The 16,466-nt window shown below is 74.9% G+C and carries 9 protein-coding genes and 1 pseudogene; 5 read left to right on the top strand and 5 right to left on the bottom strand.

Going from position 1 to position 16,466, the window contains the following annotated elements:
• Positions 1 to 4: 4 nt before the first annotated feature.
• The 3 genes from BMX74_RS36355 to BMX74_RS36345 all read right to left on the bottom strand — a co-directional run bounded on the left by BMX74_RS36355 (position 5) and on the right by BMX74_RS36345 (position 6,584).
• Positions 5 to 4,363, bottom strand: a complete 4,359-nt coding sequence (locus BMX74_RS36355; RefSeq protein ID WP_091105040.1) for a cation-translocating P-type ATPase — start codon at positions 4,361 to 4,363, stop codon at positions 5 to 7.
• A 44-nt stretch (positions 4,364 to 4,407) separates the two neighbouring features.
• The gene (locus tag BMX74_RS36350; protein WP_143078894.1) at positions 4,408 to 5,046 is read right to left on the bottom strand and encodes a hypothetical protein; all 639 of its coding nucleotides are present in this window, start codon (positions 5,044 to 5,046) and stop codon (positions 4,408 to 4,410) included.
• Between the two features lie 122 nt (positions 5,047 to 5,168).
• A complete protein-coding gene (locus BMX74_RS36345) occupies positions 5,169 to 6,584 on the bottom strand; it encodes a lanthionine synthetase LanC family protein (RefSeq protein ID WP_055502389.1) in 1,416 nt (471 codons plus the stop codon).
• A 239-nt stretch (positions 6,585 to 6,823) separates the two neighbouring features.
• Between BMX74_RS36345 and BMX74_RS46860 the strand changes: the two are divergent.
• A pseudogene (locus tag BMX74_RS46860) lies at positions 6,824 to 8,565 on the top strand (glycoside hydrolase family 18 protein); the annotation flags it as partial.
• Positions 8,566 to 8,650: 85 nt separating this feature from the next.
• Here the strand turns inward: BMX74_RS46860 and BMX74_RS36330 are convergent.
• Together BMX74_RS36330 and BMX74_RS36325 are read right to left on the bottom strand one after the other, a co-directional pair.
• The gene (locus BMX74_RS36330) at positions 8,651 to 9,517 is read right to left on the bottom strand and encodes an SDR family oxidoreductase (RefSeq protein WP_091105035.1); all 867 of its coding nucleotides are present in this window, start codon (positions 9,515 to 9,517) and stop codon (positions 8,651 to 8,653) included.
• Between the two features lie 93 nt (positions 9,518 to 9,610).
• Positions 9,611 to 9,904: a putative quinol monooxygenase gene (locus BMX74_RS36325; protein ID WP_055502392.1), complete on the bottom strand. Its 294-nt coding sequence runs from the start codon at positions 9,902 to 9,904 to the stop codon at positions 9,611 to 9,613.
• 194 nt (positions 9,905 to 10,098) lie between these two features.
• On the opposite strand from BMX74_RS36325, the gene BMX74_RS36320 reads away from it, so the two are divergent.
• The 4 genes from BMX74_RS36320 to BMX74_RS36305 all read left to right on the top strand — a co-directional run bounded on the left by BMX74_RS36320 (position 10,099) and on the right by BMX74_RS36305 (position 16,450).
• A complete protein-coding gene (locus BMX74_RS36320; protein WP_055502393.1) occupies positions 10,099 to 11,556 on the top strand; it encodes an MFS transporter in 1,458 nt (485 codons plus the stop codon).
• A 105-nt stretch (positions 11,557 to 11,661) separates the two neighbouring features.
• A complete protein-coding gene (locus tag BMX74_RS36315; protein ID WP_091105033.1) occupies positions 11,662 to 13,221 on the top strand; it encodes an FGGY family carbohydrate kinase in 1,560 nt (519 codons plus the stop codon).
• A complete protein-coding gene (locus BMX74_RS36310; protein WP_055502395.1) occupies positions 13,218 to 14,891 on the top strand; it encodes a glycerol-3-phosphate dehydrogenase/oxidase in 1,674 nt (557 codons plus the stop codon). Before BMX74_RS36315 ends, BMX74_RS36310 begins: the two co-directional genes overlap by 4 nt.
• A complete protein-coding gene (locus BMX74_RS36305) occupies positions 14,888 to 16,450 on the top strand; it encodes an FAD-binding oxidoreductase (RefSeq protein WP_055502396.1) in 1,563 nt (520 codons plus the stop codon). The genes BMX74_RS36310 and BMX74_RS36305 overlap by 4 nt, the downstream gene beginning before the upstream one ends.
• Positions 16,451 to 16,466: the final 16 nt, after the last annotated feature.

Raw genomic sequence — 16,466 nt, 5'->3', positions numbered from 1 at the left:
ACAGTCAGTGACGGTTGCCGCGCTCGATCACCTGCGCCGCCAGCGTCGCCGCCGCCGCGCAGCCCAGGCCGATGCCCCACCCGACCGGACCGATCGGCCGGTTGCCGAAGAACTGGCTGAGCCCCGGCACCGAGACCACCACGCCCAGCACCGCGAGCGACGCCAGCGACGCCAGCACGACGGTCCTGTCCCGCCGCGCCAGCCCCAGCGTCTGCAGGAGCTGCGCGCCGACCAGGGCGACCAGGCCGACCGTGTCGGCGCGCCCGCGGGTGCCGGTCACCCGCGCCAGCAGCCAGGCGGCCGCCGCCGCCCCGGCGGTCGTGGCGGCCCGCAGGTAGATGTCACGGGTCAGCGCGGCGCCCAGCGACGCCTCCGGCCCCTCGGCCAGCATCGTCTCGGGGCTGCCGGTCGGCGGCCGCACCGCCACCGCCATGGCGGGCAGCATGTCGGTGAGCAGGTTGACCAGCAGCAACTGCCGGGCGTTCAGCGCGCTGCGCCTGGTCAGCAGGCTCGACCCGAGCGTGAACGCGATCTCGCCGACGTTGCCGCCGAGCAGGATGCCGAGCGCGTCGCGGACGGAGCCCCACATGGTCCTGCCCTCGACGATCGCGTCGATGATCGTCTCGATGCGGTCGTCGGCGACGACGATGTCCGCGGCGGCCCTGGTGGCGGGGGCGGCCTGCGGCCCGAGCGCCACCCCGACGTCGGCCAGCCGGATCGCAGGGACGTCGTTGGCGCCGTCGCCGGTCACCGCCACGACCCTGCCGGCGCGGCGCAGCAGGGTGACGATGCGCGCCTTGTGCTCGGGGGTGACCCGGGCGAACACCGCCACGCCGGGCAGCGTACCGGTCAGCGCGTCGTCGTCCATGCCGTCGAGCTCGGGGCCGGTCATGACCCGCCCGCCGTCGAGCGCGTTGATCTCGGCGGCGATGGCCTCGGCCGTGCTCGGGTGGTCGCCGGTGACCATGACGACCCGGACCCCCGCCCGCATCAGCCGCTCCACGCTGCGCTTGGCCGTCGGGCGCACCGGGTCGGCCAGCCCGAGGAAGCCCCGGAAGCACAGCCGCTCGATGCGCGACTCGTCCAGGTCGGCCCTGCTGGACGCGCCGCGCTCGGCCACCGCCAGCACCCGGTAGCCCTGCAGGGCGAGGGCGTCCACCTCCCGTTCGAGCTGCCGCCTGGTGGCGTCGTCCAGGGGCTCCTCCTGCCCGTCCCTGGCGAGGTGGGTGCAGCGGGTGAGCACGACCTCGGGCGCGCCCTTGACGCTCAGCAGGTGGCCGGAGCCCGACAGCCCGAGGACCGCGTGGTAGCCGCGCGCCGGCTCGAACGGCAGCTCGTCCACCCGCTCCCACCCGTCCAGGCCGTCCTCGGGGGTGACGCCCATGCGCTCGGCGCCCTCGACGACGGCGCGGTCGGTGGGGTGCGGGATGGCCCTGCCGCCGCCGAACCTCGGACCGGCCCGCAGCGCCGCGCCCACGATGCTCCTGAAGTCCGGCGTCGCCGACTCCGGCGCCTGCTCGGCGAAGCCGTTCGACACCCGGCCCAGGCTGATGCGGCCCTCCGTCAGGGTGCCCGTCTTGTCGAAGCAGAGCACGTCCACCCGGCCGAGCGCCTCGATGGTGGACGGGTTGCGCACCAGCGTGTTGCGGACGGACAGCCGCTTGGCGGAGGCCAGCTCCGCGACCGTCGCGACGAACGGCAGCCCCTCGGGCACCGCGGCCACGGTCATGCTCACGGCGGGCGCGAGCGCCTGCGCGAGGGACGAGCCGCGCAGCAGGTCGATGAGCATCAGGGCGACGCCGGATCCGACGGCGGCGGGCAGGATGCGCCGGCTCAGTTCGCGCAGCCGCAGCTCCACGCCGCTCGGCGGCGGCCCCTCCTCGGCCAGCCTGGCGGTCCTGCCCGCCTCGGTGGCGTCTCCGGTGGCCACGACCACGGCCAGGCCGTGGCCGGCCGCCACGGTGGTGCCCTCGTAGACCATGGAGCTGCGGTCGGCGACGGCGGGCGCGGCCGTGGGCGCCGCCGCCTTCACCACGAGCTGCGACTCCCCGGTCAGGACCGACTCGTCCACCTCCAGCCCGGACGCCTGCATGAGCCGGCAGTCCGCTGGCACGGCGTCGCCGGCGCGCAGCTCGATCACGTCGCCGGGGACGAGCTGGTCGGCGACGCCGGACGTCTCCCCCGAGGGCCGCCGCAGCCGCACCGGCACGGCCGTGATCTCGGTCAGGCGGTGCAGCGCCCGGTCGGCCCCGCGCCGCTGCGCGCCGCCGAGCAGGGCGTCCACGACGATCGCCCCGCCGATCAGGCCGGTGTCCAGCACCGAGCCGACGACCGCCGACAGGCCCGCGCCCGCCGCCAGCACCGGCGTCAGCGGGTTGGCGAGCTCCTCCAGCGCCGCCGCCGCGAGCGACACCGGGCCGCCCGCCGCGCGCGCCGGCCTGCGGCGCCGCAGCGCCGCCTCCTCCTCGCTCAGCCCGCCCTGCGAGGTACGGAGTCTGTCCATGACGTCGCGCACCGCCATCGCGTGCCAGGGCGTGTGGTCGGCGCGGACCGGGGGCGCCCCCTTGCCGAGACGGCGTCCCGCCCACTCCCCCGTCACCAGGGCGGCCAGCGCCGTGCAGTCGCGCGCGAGCTGGGCCTGGCGGAGGGCGGCGTGCGGGGCGAGGAACCCGAGACCGGTCCCCGCCATGGCCCCGACCGCGGCCACCCAGACGCTGCGCGTGCTCGCCCTCCTGGCGGCGGGCAGGCAGCGCAGCACGAGGTGCACGCCGTCCGGCTCGCCCATCACGTCGGCGTCCCAGGGGACGCGGCGGGAGCGTCCGAGCACGCCGACGCCGAGGTCGGCCTGCCTCAGCGCGCTCCTGGCGCGCCGCGAGACCACGGCCACGCCGTGGCCCTTGGCCTGCAGGTCCCGGACGACCGCCGCCAGCCGCGCCCCGCCCTCGACGGTCCGCTCCACGCCGAGACGCCTGGCCAGCGCCTGGTCGGCGCCCGCCAGCATCACCGCGCAGCTGCCCCGCGCCGCGGCGACCAGGGCCTCGGCCAGCGGGTTCGGCTCTCGGGCCAGCCCCACGAGGGCGACGGGGGTGCCGCCCTCCGCCACGGCCACGGGCCTGACGCCCTGCTCGCGCCAGTCCGCCACGGGGGCGGGCGCGTCGTCCCCCTCGAACGGCCGGGCCGTCCAGCCGTCGCGTTCCCGCCTGGCGGCCGGGTCGGCGAGGTCGAGCAGCGTGTACAGCCGGGCGTGCAGGTCGTCGGCGTCCACGCCGGGGACGAGCGGGACGACCGACTCGATCGACCAGGCGTCGGAGGTGACCACGTCGGCGTCGATGACGACGGTGTCGACGCGGTCCATGCGGTGCAGGGCGTCACGCTCCAGGACGATCACGCCCCGTCGCGCGAACGCGCGCAGCGCGGCGCTGGTGAAGGCGTCCCTGCCGAGGCGGGCGGCTTTCGGCGTGCCGGTGACGAGCACCGACAGCGCCCGCTGGCGGTCCTGGCTGATCGCCGCGGTCAGCGTGTGGGCGGCCAGCGTCGCGCCGCTGGCGGCGTCGGCGTACCGCTCGACCGGGCCCCTCGGCAGCGGCACCGGGCGGGGGGCGGCGGTGACCCTGATGTGCCGGTAGGAGCCCTCGCGGGCGGCGAACTCCTCCTCGCGCGCGATCCACGCCTGACGGCCCGCGCGGGTGTCGACGTACCGGGAGGCCGCGGCGATCGAGTCGATCAGCAGCGACACGGGGCGCAGGGCGAGCGCGTGGGACGCCACCCTGGTCGTGGCGAGGAGCGCGTCGACGGCCGGCTTGCCGATGCGCCTTTCCAGCTCCTGGTAGACGAGCGGGGTGCTCTCCGCGAGCGACAGGAAGCCTGGCACGGCGGGGTTGATCCTCGGCAGGCGGGCGAGCTGCCCGGCCAGGGCGACGCCGGCGCCGAGAGCGTGCACGCCGAGGCTGACCGCGGCGCGGGCGTGCTGCTCCACGCCGTCGAGGGCGCGCGGCACGGCCGGCTGCCGCTCGCCCTGGTCGAGCTCGTCCACGACGGCGACGAGCTTGTCGAGGTCGGCGGCTCCGGCCGCGGCGCCGGTGTCCGCCGCCCCTGCTCCTGCGCCGTCCTCCGGGGTGGCGCAGCAGACGAACACCGAGGCGAGCGCGCCGTTCACCTCGGCGCGCCGCGCGCCCGCCGCGCACAGCCGCTCCTCCAGCTCGCGCGCGAGCCGCTCGGTGCCGGGGCCGCCGATGCAGCGCAGCTCGATGCGCGCGCCGCCGGGGCACGGCTGGACCCGGCGGGGGCGGGGGACGAGTCCGCGTACGGGTTCTGGGAGGACGCTCAGCAGCGTGTCAACGGAAGGCAGGCCGAGCCAGCCCATACACCCTCCCGCCGGCGGTACCTGTGGTCATCTGCGCGCGTGCCCTACTTGCCGGCCCGTACGCGGGTGGCGGTGTTCTTCTGCCGGGCGGTGGACTGTGCGGGGCCGCGCTTGCTCTCGCCGGGCTTGGTCTCGGCGCCCTTGGCCGCCCCGCCCTTGCCCGCCGCGCCCTTCTCCGTGGTGGCCTTCCCCGTGGTGGCCTTCTCCGTGGTGGCCTTGGCGGCCGTCGCCGCGCCCCTGCGCGCCGTGGCGGCCCGTCCCGTGGCGGCGGCCGGCTCCTGCGCCGTGGGCTGCGTCCCCGCGGCGGGCTCCTCCTCGTGGTGCCGCATGGGCAGGAGGTCCCGCAGGTGGTGCAGCGTGCCCATCGGGTGCTCCTCCGTCCTGCCACGCTGCGCGATGATCGTCCCGGCGCCGATGGCGGCGGCCACGGGCCACTCCAGCACGCCCAACGCGGCCAGGGCGCCGAGCGCGCCGTAGTACGCCAGCCGTTCGGGCGCGGGGAGGAAGGAGCGGGCGATGTCGGCCGCGTGGCCCATCTCCTGCCTGCTCATGCGCGGCAGCCGGATGTCCGGGGCGCGGAGCCTGACGCTGATCATGGGCAGGTCGAGCGAGAGCTCCCTGGGGCCGGTCTCCACCGCCGCGGCCGGGCGTCCCGGAGCAGAGGATGTCTGCGTGACGACCATGATTGCCTCCATCGGTTCCCTGACTGCGCAGGTCAGGGGCGGAAAAAGCTACTCCGTCACCCCCTTTCCGCTCACCGTCCGTTTATTCCGGTCGGAGGTTATTTGCCGTTCTTTGCCGTCCGTTAGGACGAGGGCAGCGAGGACGGCGGCACGGGGATCACCGGGAAGGGGTTGTCCGGCAGGAGGAGGACCCTGCGCGCGCTGTCGGGCCGGCCCGCGGCGTCGAGGTGGAGGAGCGCCGCGCCGATGCCTGCCGCCCCCACCATGTAGCCGGTGTCGGCCGACACCTCGCCCGGCCGCAGCCGCCGGTACGCCTGGTACCAGCGGTAGCCCCGCCCGTCGTGGTCGGTGGCGCGGGCGATGAGGTCGGCGGCGAGCACGCGGGCGAGCTCCAGGCAGGAGGGCCGCCCGGTCGCCGCCCACAGGCCGACGAAGAGCTCCACCAGGCCCGCCGCGCCGCAGCACTGGCAGGCCGTGTTCCAGTACCCCTCGGTGCGCCGCGCAGGGACGCCGCTCTCGACGACGCCCCTCGCCAGCCGCTCCACCCAGTCGAGGTCCCCGGGGTCGCCGGCGACGCGGTACAGCTCGTAGAACATCCTGGCCACCCCGGCGGAGCCCGAGCAGAAGCCGAGGTAGTGCAGCCGGCGCGCGTGCGGGACGTGGTGCGGCACCGAGGCGCACCTGTCGCCGACGACGCTGACCTCCCTGACGAAGTCGGCCCCGCTGCGGGCGGCGCGCAGGAACCGCTCGTCGCCGGTCACCCCGTACAGGCGGGCCAGCAGGAACGCCGTGCCCGACGTGCCGGCGAGGAAGCCGGGCGTCACGGCGTCGGCCGGCAGGCCGGGCGGCGGCCCCGAGCGCTCGCCGAAGCGGTGGCCGGGCACGGGCAGCGCGGCGATGCGCAGCCCCGCCTCGACGGCCGCCTCCTCGTAGGCGGGCTCGCCGAAGTGGGCGGCGGCCCGCAGCAGTGCGAGGACGATGCCGCCGTCGCCGAGCTGCGCCGGGTCGCGCGTCCAGCCGCCGTCGCGGAACTGCGCGGGGTCGCGCGTCCAGCCGCCGTCGGGGAGCCGCGCGGCGTCGCGCGGGCGGGCGCCGCCGGGGGCGGCCGCGCCCCTGCGGACGAGGTGGTCGGCGATGGCTCCGGCCTGCTCCTCGAGCGCCTCGTCGCCGAGCGCCCAGCCCGCCTCCATCAGCGTGATCATGGTGCCGGCGAGCCCGTGGTAGAGCGTCGGGTCGTCCTGGCCGCGCCAGGTGGCCGCGAGCCTGCGCGCCCCGGCACGGGCGTCCTCCAGGTACGACTCGTGCCCGGTGGCGGCGGCGAGCTCCAGGAAGAACAGCACGACGCCGGCCGCTCCGGCGTACAGCGAGGAGGGCTCGGGCGCGAGGGCGGACCTGCCGCGCGGGTCGGGGTTGGCCCGCCAGCGCCTGCCGTGCTCGTCGTCGATCGCGGCGGACCTGATCCAGCGGGCGGCCGAGACGGCGGCGGTCAGCGGGGTGTCGGCTCGGGCGTCCGACGGACGGATCCTGTCCAGGCTCATGGCCCGGACTATCCCACAACCCCGGCAACTTTTCATGCTTTCCCTAGTGACTTTATCCGGAATTGTCACCCTCGTCCCGGCCCGCCACTCCCCCTTTCACGTATTGACGCGTTCGCAGGCAGAGGTTACCGTCGTGTCATATCTAAAAGGAAACTTTCCTAATAGTTTCCTGGACATCCCACCCCCCAATCCCTCAACCGGATGTCGGAGCGTTCATGAGACACCGCAGACTGAGCACGATCCTGACGGCGTTACTCCTCCCCCTCACCGCCGTGGTGGCCGCCCCGCCGACGGCGACGGCAGCCGTGTACGCCGCGGTCGCCGCTTGGGCCCCGAACACCGCCTACACGACGGGCACCCACGTCACGTACAACGGCGTCGAGTACGAGTGCGTGCAGGGCCACACGTCCCAGACCGGCTGGGAGCCGCCCAACGTCCCCGCGCTGTGGAAGCCCGTGACCGGAGGCGGCGACACCACCGCGCCGTCGGTGCCGGGCAACCTGCGCTCCACCGGCGTCACCAGCGGCAGCGTCTCCCTCGCCTGGAACGCCTCCACCGACGACGTCGGCGTCACCGGCTACGAGATCTACCGCGGCGGCACCCTCGTCACCACCGTCACCGGCACCACCCACACCGACACCGGACTGACCGCGAGCACCGCCTACATCTACACCGTCCGCGCCCGCGACGCCGCCGGCAACCGCTCCGCCGCCAGCAACAGCGTCACCGCCACCACGACCGGCGGCGGCGGGAACGACACCACCGCGCCGTCCGTGCCGGGCAACCTGCGCTCCACCGGCGTCACCAGCGGCAGCGTCTCCCTCGCCTGGAACGCCTCCACCGTTGTCTAGTCAGCGGAGGCGGCGGGGACAAGGTGCTCGGCTACTTCGTCCAGTGGGGCGTCTACCAGCGCGGCTACCACGTCAAGAACATCGACACGAGCGGCTCCGCGGCCAAGCTGACCCACATCAACTACGCCTTCGGCAACGTCCAGAACGGCCAGTGCGCCATCGGCGACAGCTACGCCGACTACGACCGCTTCTACCAGGCGGGCGAGAGCGTCGACGGCGTGGCCGACACCTGGGACGCGGGCGCGCTGCGCGGCAGCTTCAACCAGCTGCGCAAGCTCAAGAAGAAGTACCCGCACCTGAAGGTGCTGTTCTCCTTCGGCGGCTGGACCTGGTCCGGCGGATTCGGCCAGGCCGCGCAGAACCCGGCCGCGTTCGCCGACTCCTGCTACCGCCTGGTGGAGGACCCGCGCTGGGCGGACGTGTTCGACGGCATCGACATCGACTGGGAGTACCCGAACGCCTGCGGCCTGACCTGCGACACCAGCGGCCCGGCCGCGTTCAGGAACGTCATGTCGGCGCTGCGCTCCCGCTTCGGCTCCGGCAACCTCGTCACCGCCGCCATCACCGCCGACGGCACGGACGGCGGCAAGATCGACGCCGCCGACTACGCCGGCGCCGCGCAGTACGTCGACTGGTACAACGTCATGACGTACGACTTCTTCGGCGCCTGGGCGGCGCAGGGCCCGACGGCGCCGCACTCGCCGCTCACCTCCTACGACGGCATCCCCATCGGGGGCTTCCACAGCGACAACGCGATCCAGAAGCTCAAGAGCAAGGGCGTGCCCGCGAGCAAGCTGCTGCTCGGCATCGGCTTCTACGGCCGCGGCTGGACCGGGGTCACCCAGGCCGCGCCGGGCGGCACCGCCACCGGGCCCGCCCCGGGCACGTACGAGCAAGGCATCGAGGACTACAAGGTGCTCAAGACGCGCTGCCCGGCCACGGGCACCGTCGCGGGGACGGCGTACGCGTACTGCGGCGGCCAGTGGTGGAGCTACGACACGCCGAGCACGATCGGCGGCAAGATGAGCTACTCGAAGAACCAGGGCCTCGGCGGCGCGTTCTTCTGGGAGCTCAGCGGCGACACCACGAACGGCGAGCTCCTCACGGCCATGAAGAACGGCCTGGGCTGACCGTCCGTGCCGGGGCCGGCCTCGTCAGGGGCCGGCCCCGGCCGCGCGGCGTACGGGGCCGGCAGGCGGCTCGGCGGGCGGCGCCTCAGGCCGGGCGGGCCACGACCTCGGCGAGCGGGGTGGCCGGGTGCCCGGTCAGGCGGGGCACGGCGTCGCTGACGCCGTCCAGCTCGCCCGCGGCGATGGCGGTGTAGGTGGACACCCACGCCTCCACCTGCCAGCCGGGCGCCCCGTACGCGGCGCGGGAGCGGTAGGCCTCCTCGACGGTCTCGGCGTGGTAGCTGACCGGCCGCCCCGTGGCCCGCGCCAGGACGTCGGCGACCTCACGCAGGGTCAGCGCCTCCGGGCCGGTCAGGTCGTAGGTGGCCCCGGCGTGGGCGGACGGGTCGAGGAGCACGGCGACGACGGCGTCGGCGATGTCGTCCTGCGCGACCACGGCGGCGCGTCCCCGGCCGGCCGGCCCGCGGATCACGCCGTCGCGGCCGACGAGGGCGGGCATGAAGTCGGCGTACAGGTTGTCGCGCAGGAACGTGAAGCGCAGGCCGCTCGCCCTGATGTGCTCCTCGGTCGCCCAGTGGTCGCGCGCCAGCGTGAACGTCGCCCGGGGCGACGCGCCGAAGAACGACAGGTACACCAGGTGCCCGACGCCCGCCCGCGCGGCGGCGTCGACGAACGCGCGGTGCTGCTCCAGCCGGTCGGGCGACTCGGAGGCCGAGACCATGAACAGCACGTCCACGCCGTCGAGCGACCGCCCGACGGCGGGGTCGCCGTACCGGCCGGGCGCGGCGGAGGCCCCCGGCAGCTCGGGGGCGCGCTCGGGGCTCGGCACCACCAGGCGCTGCGGCACCCCGGCGGCGGCCAGGCGGCGGGCGACGCGCCCGCCGACGCGGCCGGTGGCGCCGGTCACCGCGATGCGCGGACCGGGCGTGCCGGTCGTGCGCGGCTCGGTCATGCGGGGCTCCCTCCTCGCCGGTCGGGGCGCCTGCCGCCCCGCCTGCCATTCTCCCAGCCCGCCGCCTCCTTCCCCGGGTCCGCCCGGCCGCCGTCAGAGGTCGAGCGGCCGGTAGGCGGTGACCTCCCTGGAGGCGAGGCGGGCCAGGCAGTCGCCGACCACGAGCCGCCGGAAGTGCTCGGAGTCGCGGTGCGCCGCGAAGGCCGCCTCGTCGGCGTACCGCTCGAAGATCATGAAACGGCGCGGGTCGTCGGCGCAGACGTGCGCCTCGTACGAGAGGTTGCCCGGCTCGGCCCGGGACAGCGGCGTGAGGGCCCTGAGAATGCCGGCGACGGCGTCCTCCTCGCCCTCCCTGGCGGTCCACACGGCTTGCACGACGTAGGTCATGGGCGGCGACTCTAGGACGAACCTCCGGCTTTGTCACCCCCTCACGGCCCGCTTGACAGCGCGGTGAGCTGGGGATTAACGTCCCGCTAACCGACAGGCACAGACGAAGACATCCCTGTCAGTGGTCTTCGTCTGTGCTTTCTGTCGTTCCTGGACCGCTGGCAAGGGATTCACCCCCCGAAAGGCGGCTGGGCATGAACGACGGCCCTGCGAACACGAGAGCGGCGGCCATCCGCGGCGCGGCCGACGCGGCCGGTCTCATCGACACCCTCACCCGGCTCGGCGCGCGGGCGAACTGGATCTGGTTCCTCGCACTGGCGGGCCTGTTCCTCGACGCGTACTCCAACGCGGCGCTCGGCGCCGGCCTGTCCCCGATGGTCAAGCAGCTCGGCCTGTCCCCCACCGAGGTGGGCGTGCTGACCGCGATGGCGCCCGCGATCGCGATCGTCTCCAACCCGTTCGGCGGCTGGCTCGCCGCCCGCATCGGCCGGGTCAAGCCGCTGCTGCTGACGAAGGTGGTGTTCGCGCTCGGCGCCGTGCTCACGGCGAGCGGCTCCGGCTTCGAGACGGTCTTCGCCGGGCGGGCGCTCGTCGGCGTCGCGTACGGCATCGACTTCGCCGTGGCGATGGCGCTGCTGGCCGAGTACACGCCCGCCTCGCTCAAGGGCAGGCTCAACTTCTGGCAGGGCGTCTGGTACACCGCGACCACCACGAACCTGCTGCTCACCCTGCTCTTCTACCGCTTCGACGTGGGCGCCGACATCTGGCGCTGGTCGGTCGGCTCCTCGGCGGTCTTCGCGCTCGTCCTGCTCGTGCTGCAGCTGACGTTCCTGGTGGAGAGCCCGACGTGGCTGGCCTCCAAGGGGCGCCTGGCCGAGGCCGCTGCGAACCTGCGCCGCATGTACGGCTTCGACGCCCGCGAGGGCGGGCCGGAGACGGCGGGCACGGGGACGGCGGGCGGAGATGCGCGGGCGGCGTCCCGCCAGGTCGGGTTCCGCGACGCGGGCGTGCTGTTCCGCCGCCCCTACCTGCCCCGCACCGCGCTCTCCACGGTCATCTCCCTCACGCAGGCCATGCAGTACTTCGCGGTCGGCTGGTACCTGCCGGTGATCAGCCTGGAGCTGTTCGGCAAGGAGTTCGAGAAGGCGACGCTGGGCTCGATGGCGTTCAACGCGGTCGGCATCGTCGGCGGCTGCCTGTCGGCGTACGCGGGGCGCAGGCTCGGCCTGCGGGTCAGCTCGATGGCCGGCTACGCCGTGGTGTTCGCGGCGCTGCTGGTGATGGGCGCGACGTTCAAGGAGCTGCCCGTCGGGCTGGCCGCGCTGCTGCCGGTGCTGTTCATCTTCTTCCACTCGGCGGGCCCCGGCCCGAACGGCAAGTCGATCGCCGCGCTGTCGTACCGCAGCGACATCCGCACGCTCGGCACGGGCGTGACCGGCATGCTGGGCAGCCTCGGCTCGGTCGCGGGCCTCTACCTGTTCCCGCAGCTCCAGGCGGGCATCGGGGTGGGCCCCAGCCTGATGGTGCTGTCAGTGGTGCCGCTGGCCGGCCTGCTCACCTGCCTGGCGATCAAGTGGGACCCGACCCGCGCGAATGTGAACCTGGAAGAGGAGGCCATCGGCCTGCGGGAACGCGAGCCGGTCGCAGCCTGACGGCCGGGCCGGGGCACCACCGGCCCATATCTCACGCCATTTCCGGCCGTGACACATCAGGCCATGACATTTCCGGCCATGACAATGACGAAAGGACCTTCGCGGATGACCAGGGAACGCCGCCGGGGCGTGCTCGGCGTCGACGAGGGCACCACGGGCACCCGCGCCGCCGTCGTCCTCGACGACGGCCGCGCGGCGCCGCCCGCGTACCTGCCCCTCTCCGTCCGCTCCCCCGACCACCTGCGCGTCGAGCAGGACGCGGGCGAGATCTGGGCGAACACCGTCCAGGTCTGCCGCGAGGCGCTGGAGCGGGCCGCGGCCGACGGCGTCGAGGTCACCGGGGTGTCGATCTCCACCCAGCGCGCCACCGTGCTGCTGTGGGACACCGTCACCGGCGAGCCGCTGACACAGGCCGTGGTCTGGCAGGACCGCAGGTACGCCGCCCGGCTGCGGGAGTGGGAGCTCGAGTGGGACGCCCGCCTGGAGGAGGAGACTGGACGCCCCGTCGGCTCCAGGGCGCCGCTGCTGTGGGCGGCCGAGGAGATCGCCGCCGACCCGGCCGCCCGCCGCGCGCACCAGGAGGGCCGGCTGGCGTTCGGGTCGGTGGACAGCTGGCTGGTCTGGAAGCTCACCGGCGGGGCCCGCCACGCCACGTCCGCGACGAACGCCGTGGCGCTCGGCGCGTACGACCTGCGCACGGGCGGCTGGCACGAGCCGTGGGCGGCCTTCCTCGGCTGCCCGCCGGACGTGCTGCCGGTGATCCTCGACGAGGACGGCGACTACGGCGTCACCGACCCGGCGGTGCTCGGGGCGGCGCTGCCGATCCTGTCCGTGATGGGCGACCAGCACGCGGCGATGCTCGCGCTCGGCGCGCACCGGCCCGGCCAGGCGACCTGCGTCCACGGCACGGGCACGTTCCTCGACGCCGTCGCGGGCGACCGGCCGCCCGCGCGCCGCCACGTCCCCGGCGTGCTCACGCTGGTCGGCTGGCGCTCGCGCGGGACGCCCCTGTTCAGCGTGGAGAGCTACGCCCCCACCACCGGCTCGGCCATGCGCTGGCTGTGCCAGGAGATCGGGCTGTTCGACTCGCCCGAGCAGCTCGCCCGGCTGGCCGCCGGGCACGCCGGACCCTCCCGCGTGGCGTTCCTGCCCGCGCTCGCCGGGCTGCGCACCCCCGTGTGGGCGCCGGAGGCCACCGGGGTGCTGAGCGGGCTCAGCCTGTCCACCACCAGGGCCGAGCTGGCCCGCGGCGTCCTCGACGGCTTCGCCCACTCGGTGTGCGACCTGCTGGAGGGCGTCGAGACGGCGACCGGCCTGCGGGTCGCGGAGCTGTTCTGCGGCGGCGGGCTCGCCACCAGCGACGCGCTGATGGCGAGCCAGGCGGACCTGCTGGGCCGTCCCGTGCGGCGCGCCCTCGACAACGGCACCGCCAGCCTGCGCGGAGCCGCCTACCTGGGCGGCGTGCGCGCCGGGCTGTGGCCGGACGTCGGCGCCGCCGTCGCCGCGCTGCCGCCCGCCCCCGTCTTCGAACCCACCCTGCCGGACGCCCGGCGCGAGGAGGCCAGGGCCGCGTGGCGCGACCTGCTGGCCCGCCACGTGTCCCCCCAGGCCGCCCCGCCCGGCACCCGCCCTAACCCGTACGCACAGGAGGAACCACCGTCGTGATCCGGCTACCCGAACGCAAGGCGCGATCGGAGACGCGCAGCGCCATCCGCCGCACCCCGCTGCGGCTCGACCGCGGCGCGCAGCTCGACCGGCTCGCCTCCGGGCGGTTCGACGTGCTCGTCGTCGGCGGCGGCGTCACCGGCTGCTACACCGCGCTCGACGCCGTCACCCGCGGCCTGTCGGTGGCGCTCGTGGAGCGCGACGACTTCGCCTCCGGGACGTCCTCGAAGTCGTCGAAGATGGTGCACGGCGGGCTGCGCTACATCGAGCAGGGCAACCTGCCGCTGGTGCGGCGCTCGCTGCTGGAGCGGCAGCGCTTCCGGCGCAACGCGCCGCACCTGGTGCAGCGGCTGCCGTTCGTCTTCCCCGTGCTCTCGCAGGACGGCGTCTTCGACGCGCGCATCGCCAAGGCCTTCGAGGGCCTGCTGTGGACGTACGACCTGGCGGGCGGCTGGCGCATCGGCAGGCTGCACCGGCGGCTCACCGTGCCCGAGGTGCTGGCCCGCGCGCCCCGGCTGCGCGCCGAGCGGCTGAAGGGCGGCCTGCTCTACTACGACAGCCGCACCGACGACGCGCGGCTGACCCTGACCATCGCGCGCACCGCCGCGCACTTCGGCGCGACCGTCGTCAACGGGGCCGCCTGCAGGGGCCTGGTCGTCGAGGGCGGCCGGGTGCGCGGCGCGACCGTCGAGGCCGACGGCCGCGAGATCGAGGTGCGGGCCGGGGTCGTGATCAACGCGACCGGCGTGTGGTCGGACACGCTCGACGCGCTGTCGGACCCCGGGCACCGGCCGCGCATCCGCCCCGCCAAGGGCGTGCACGTCGTGGTGCCGTGGACCCGGCTGCCGATCGACGGCACCGTGACCGTGCCCGTCCCCGGCCGGGCCCGCCGCGCCACCTGCACCCGCTGGGGCGACGTGGTGGTGGTCGGCACGACCGACACCGACTACGACGGCCCGCTCGACGAGGTGCTGTGCACCCGCGAGGAGATGCAGTACCTCCTCGACGGCGCCAACACCGCGTTCGACGCGGACCTCACCCCCCGCGACGTGGTCGGCTCCATCGCCGGGCTGCGCCCGCTGGTCGGCGACAAGGAGGGCGCGACGCTCGACATGAGCCGCGACCACCGCGTCTCCACCGACGCGCACGGCCTCGTCACCGTCACCGGCGGCAAGCTGACCACCAGCCGGCACATGGGCGAGCTCGTCGTGGACGAGGCGCTGAAGGTGCTCGGCCGCCGCGCCCGCTGCCGCACCGTCGCGCTGCCGCTGCTCGGCGGGGCGGGCTACGACGCCGAGGCCACCTCGGCGACCGGCGGGCTCGGCGCGCACCTCGGCCAGCGGTACGGCACCGAGGCCAGGTTCGTCGCCGACCTCCTCGCCGAGGACCCGTCGCTCGCGGAGCCGATCGCCGAGGGCAGCCCCCACCTGCGGGCCGAGGTGGTGTACGCGGCGCGGTGCGAGCTGGCGCGCACGGTCGACGACGTGCTGTCGCGCCGCACCCGGATGCGGGTGTTCGCCAGGGACCTGTCGGTCGCCGCGGCCCCCGAGGTCGGCCGGCTGCTGCAGAAGGAGCTCGGCCTGACCGACGAGGAGGTCGCCCGGCAGGTCGAGGACTACGTCGCCGGCGTCGAGCGCGAGAAGACCGTACTGATGGAGGCAGTTTCATGATCAGCAGGCAGACCGTCACGCACCCGTTCAACCGCGGCGACTACGTCGTGGGCGCGCCGACCCCGCCGCGCTGGGGGGCCGACTGCCCGCCCGGCGCGGGCCCGGCGAGCCTGCAGGAGCACGCGGTGCCGGTGCCCGAGGCCGTCGTGGCCGAGCTGCGCGCCGTCGCCGCGGCCGTCCACACCGACAGGGACGAGGTGATCCTGCGCACCCGCGACTGGTGGGCGGGCACGTCCATCGGCGAGACCGACGGCAACCCGGCGACCCCCGACGCGGTGGTCGTCGAGGCGGCCGACGAGGAGCAGGTCGCGGCGGTCGTGCGGATCTGCGCCGCTCACGGCGTCCCGCTCACGGTCTCGGCCGGGCGCAGCAACGTGCTCGGGGCCGCGCTGCCGGTGTTCGGCGGCGTCGTGCTCGACGTGTGCCGGCTCAACAGGATCATCTCCTTCGACGCCGAGTCGATGATCGTCGAGGTGCAGGCGGGCATGTTCGGCGACCTGTTCGAGAAGGAGCTGCAGGAGGTCCACGGCGCGACCACCGGGCACTGGCCGTCGGCGTTCGCCATCTCGACGGTCGGCGGGTGGGCCGCCTGCCGGGGCGCCGGCCAGCTCTCCACCCGGTACGGCAAGATCGAGGACATGGTGGTCGGCCTGGACGTCGTCCTGCCGGACGGCACGACCGCGAGCTACGGCACCTACCCGCGCGCCGCCGTCGGGCCCGACCTGCGCCAGCTGTTCATCGGCTCCGAGGGCACCCTCGGCGTCATCACCCGGCTGCGCCTGCGCACCCACCGCCTGCCCGCGTACGCGTCGGGCCTGGCGTACGGGTTCGCCACGTTCGCCGACGGGCTCGACGCCTGCCGCGAGATCCTGCAGCGCGGCGCGACCCCGGCCGTGCTGCGTCTCTACGACGCCCACGAGAGCGGCACCCACTTCGGAGAGCCGGGCACGAACCTGCTGCTCGTCGCGGACGAGGGCGACCCCGCGCTGGTCGACGCGGTGATGGCGGTCGTGGAGGAGGTCTGCGCGGCGCGGGCGGCGCTCACGCTCGATGGCGACGCCGTCCTCGCCCGCTGGCTGGACGAGCGCATGATCGTCGGCAAGTCCGGCGACGGCTTCGCCAAGGGCCCCGGTTTCGTGGCCGACACCTGCGAGATCGCCGCGCCCTGGTCGTCCCTGTCGGCCGTCTACGACGAGGTGGTGGCCGCGATCGAGGCGGTGCCCGGCACGCTGCGGGCGTCGGCCCACCAGTCGCACGCCTACACCGACGGCGCCTGCCTGTACTTCTCGCTCCGCGGCGACGTCGAGCGCGACCGTCGGCGCGAGTGGTACCGGGCCGCCTGGGACGCCGCGAACGAGGTGCTCATCAGGCACGGCGCCGCGATCAGCCACCACCACGGCGTGGGGCTGCTGCGCTCGCCGTACATGGAGCGCTCGCTGGGCGCCGGGTTCGCCACGCTGGTGGCCGTCAAGCAGGCGCTCGACCCGGCTGGGATCATGAACCCCGGCAAGCTGGGACTGCCCAGCCGGTTCGCCGCCGGCACGGCGAGAAAGGGATAGTACATAAGGTGGACCA

The organism is Nonomuraea pusilla (assembly GCF_900109355.1).
Taxonomy (GTDB): domain Bacteria; phylum Actinomycetota; class Actinomycetes; order Streptosporangiales; family Streptosporangiaceae; genus Nonomuraea; species Nonomuraea pusilla.
The sequence above is the reverse complement of the archived record's forward strand: the minus strand, read 5'-3'. Positions and strand labels throughout refer to the sequence as shown.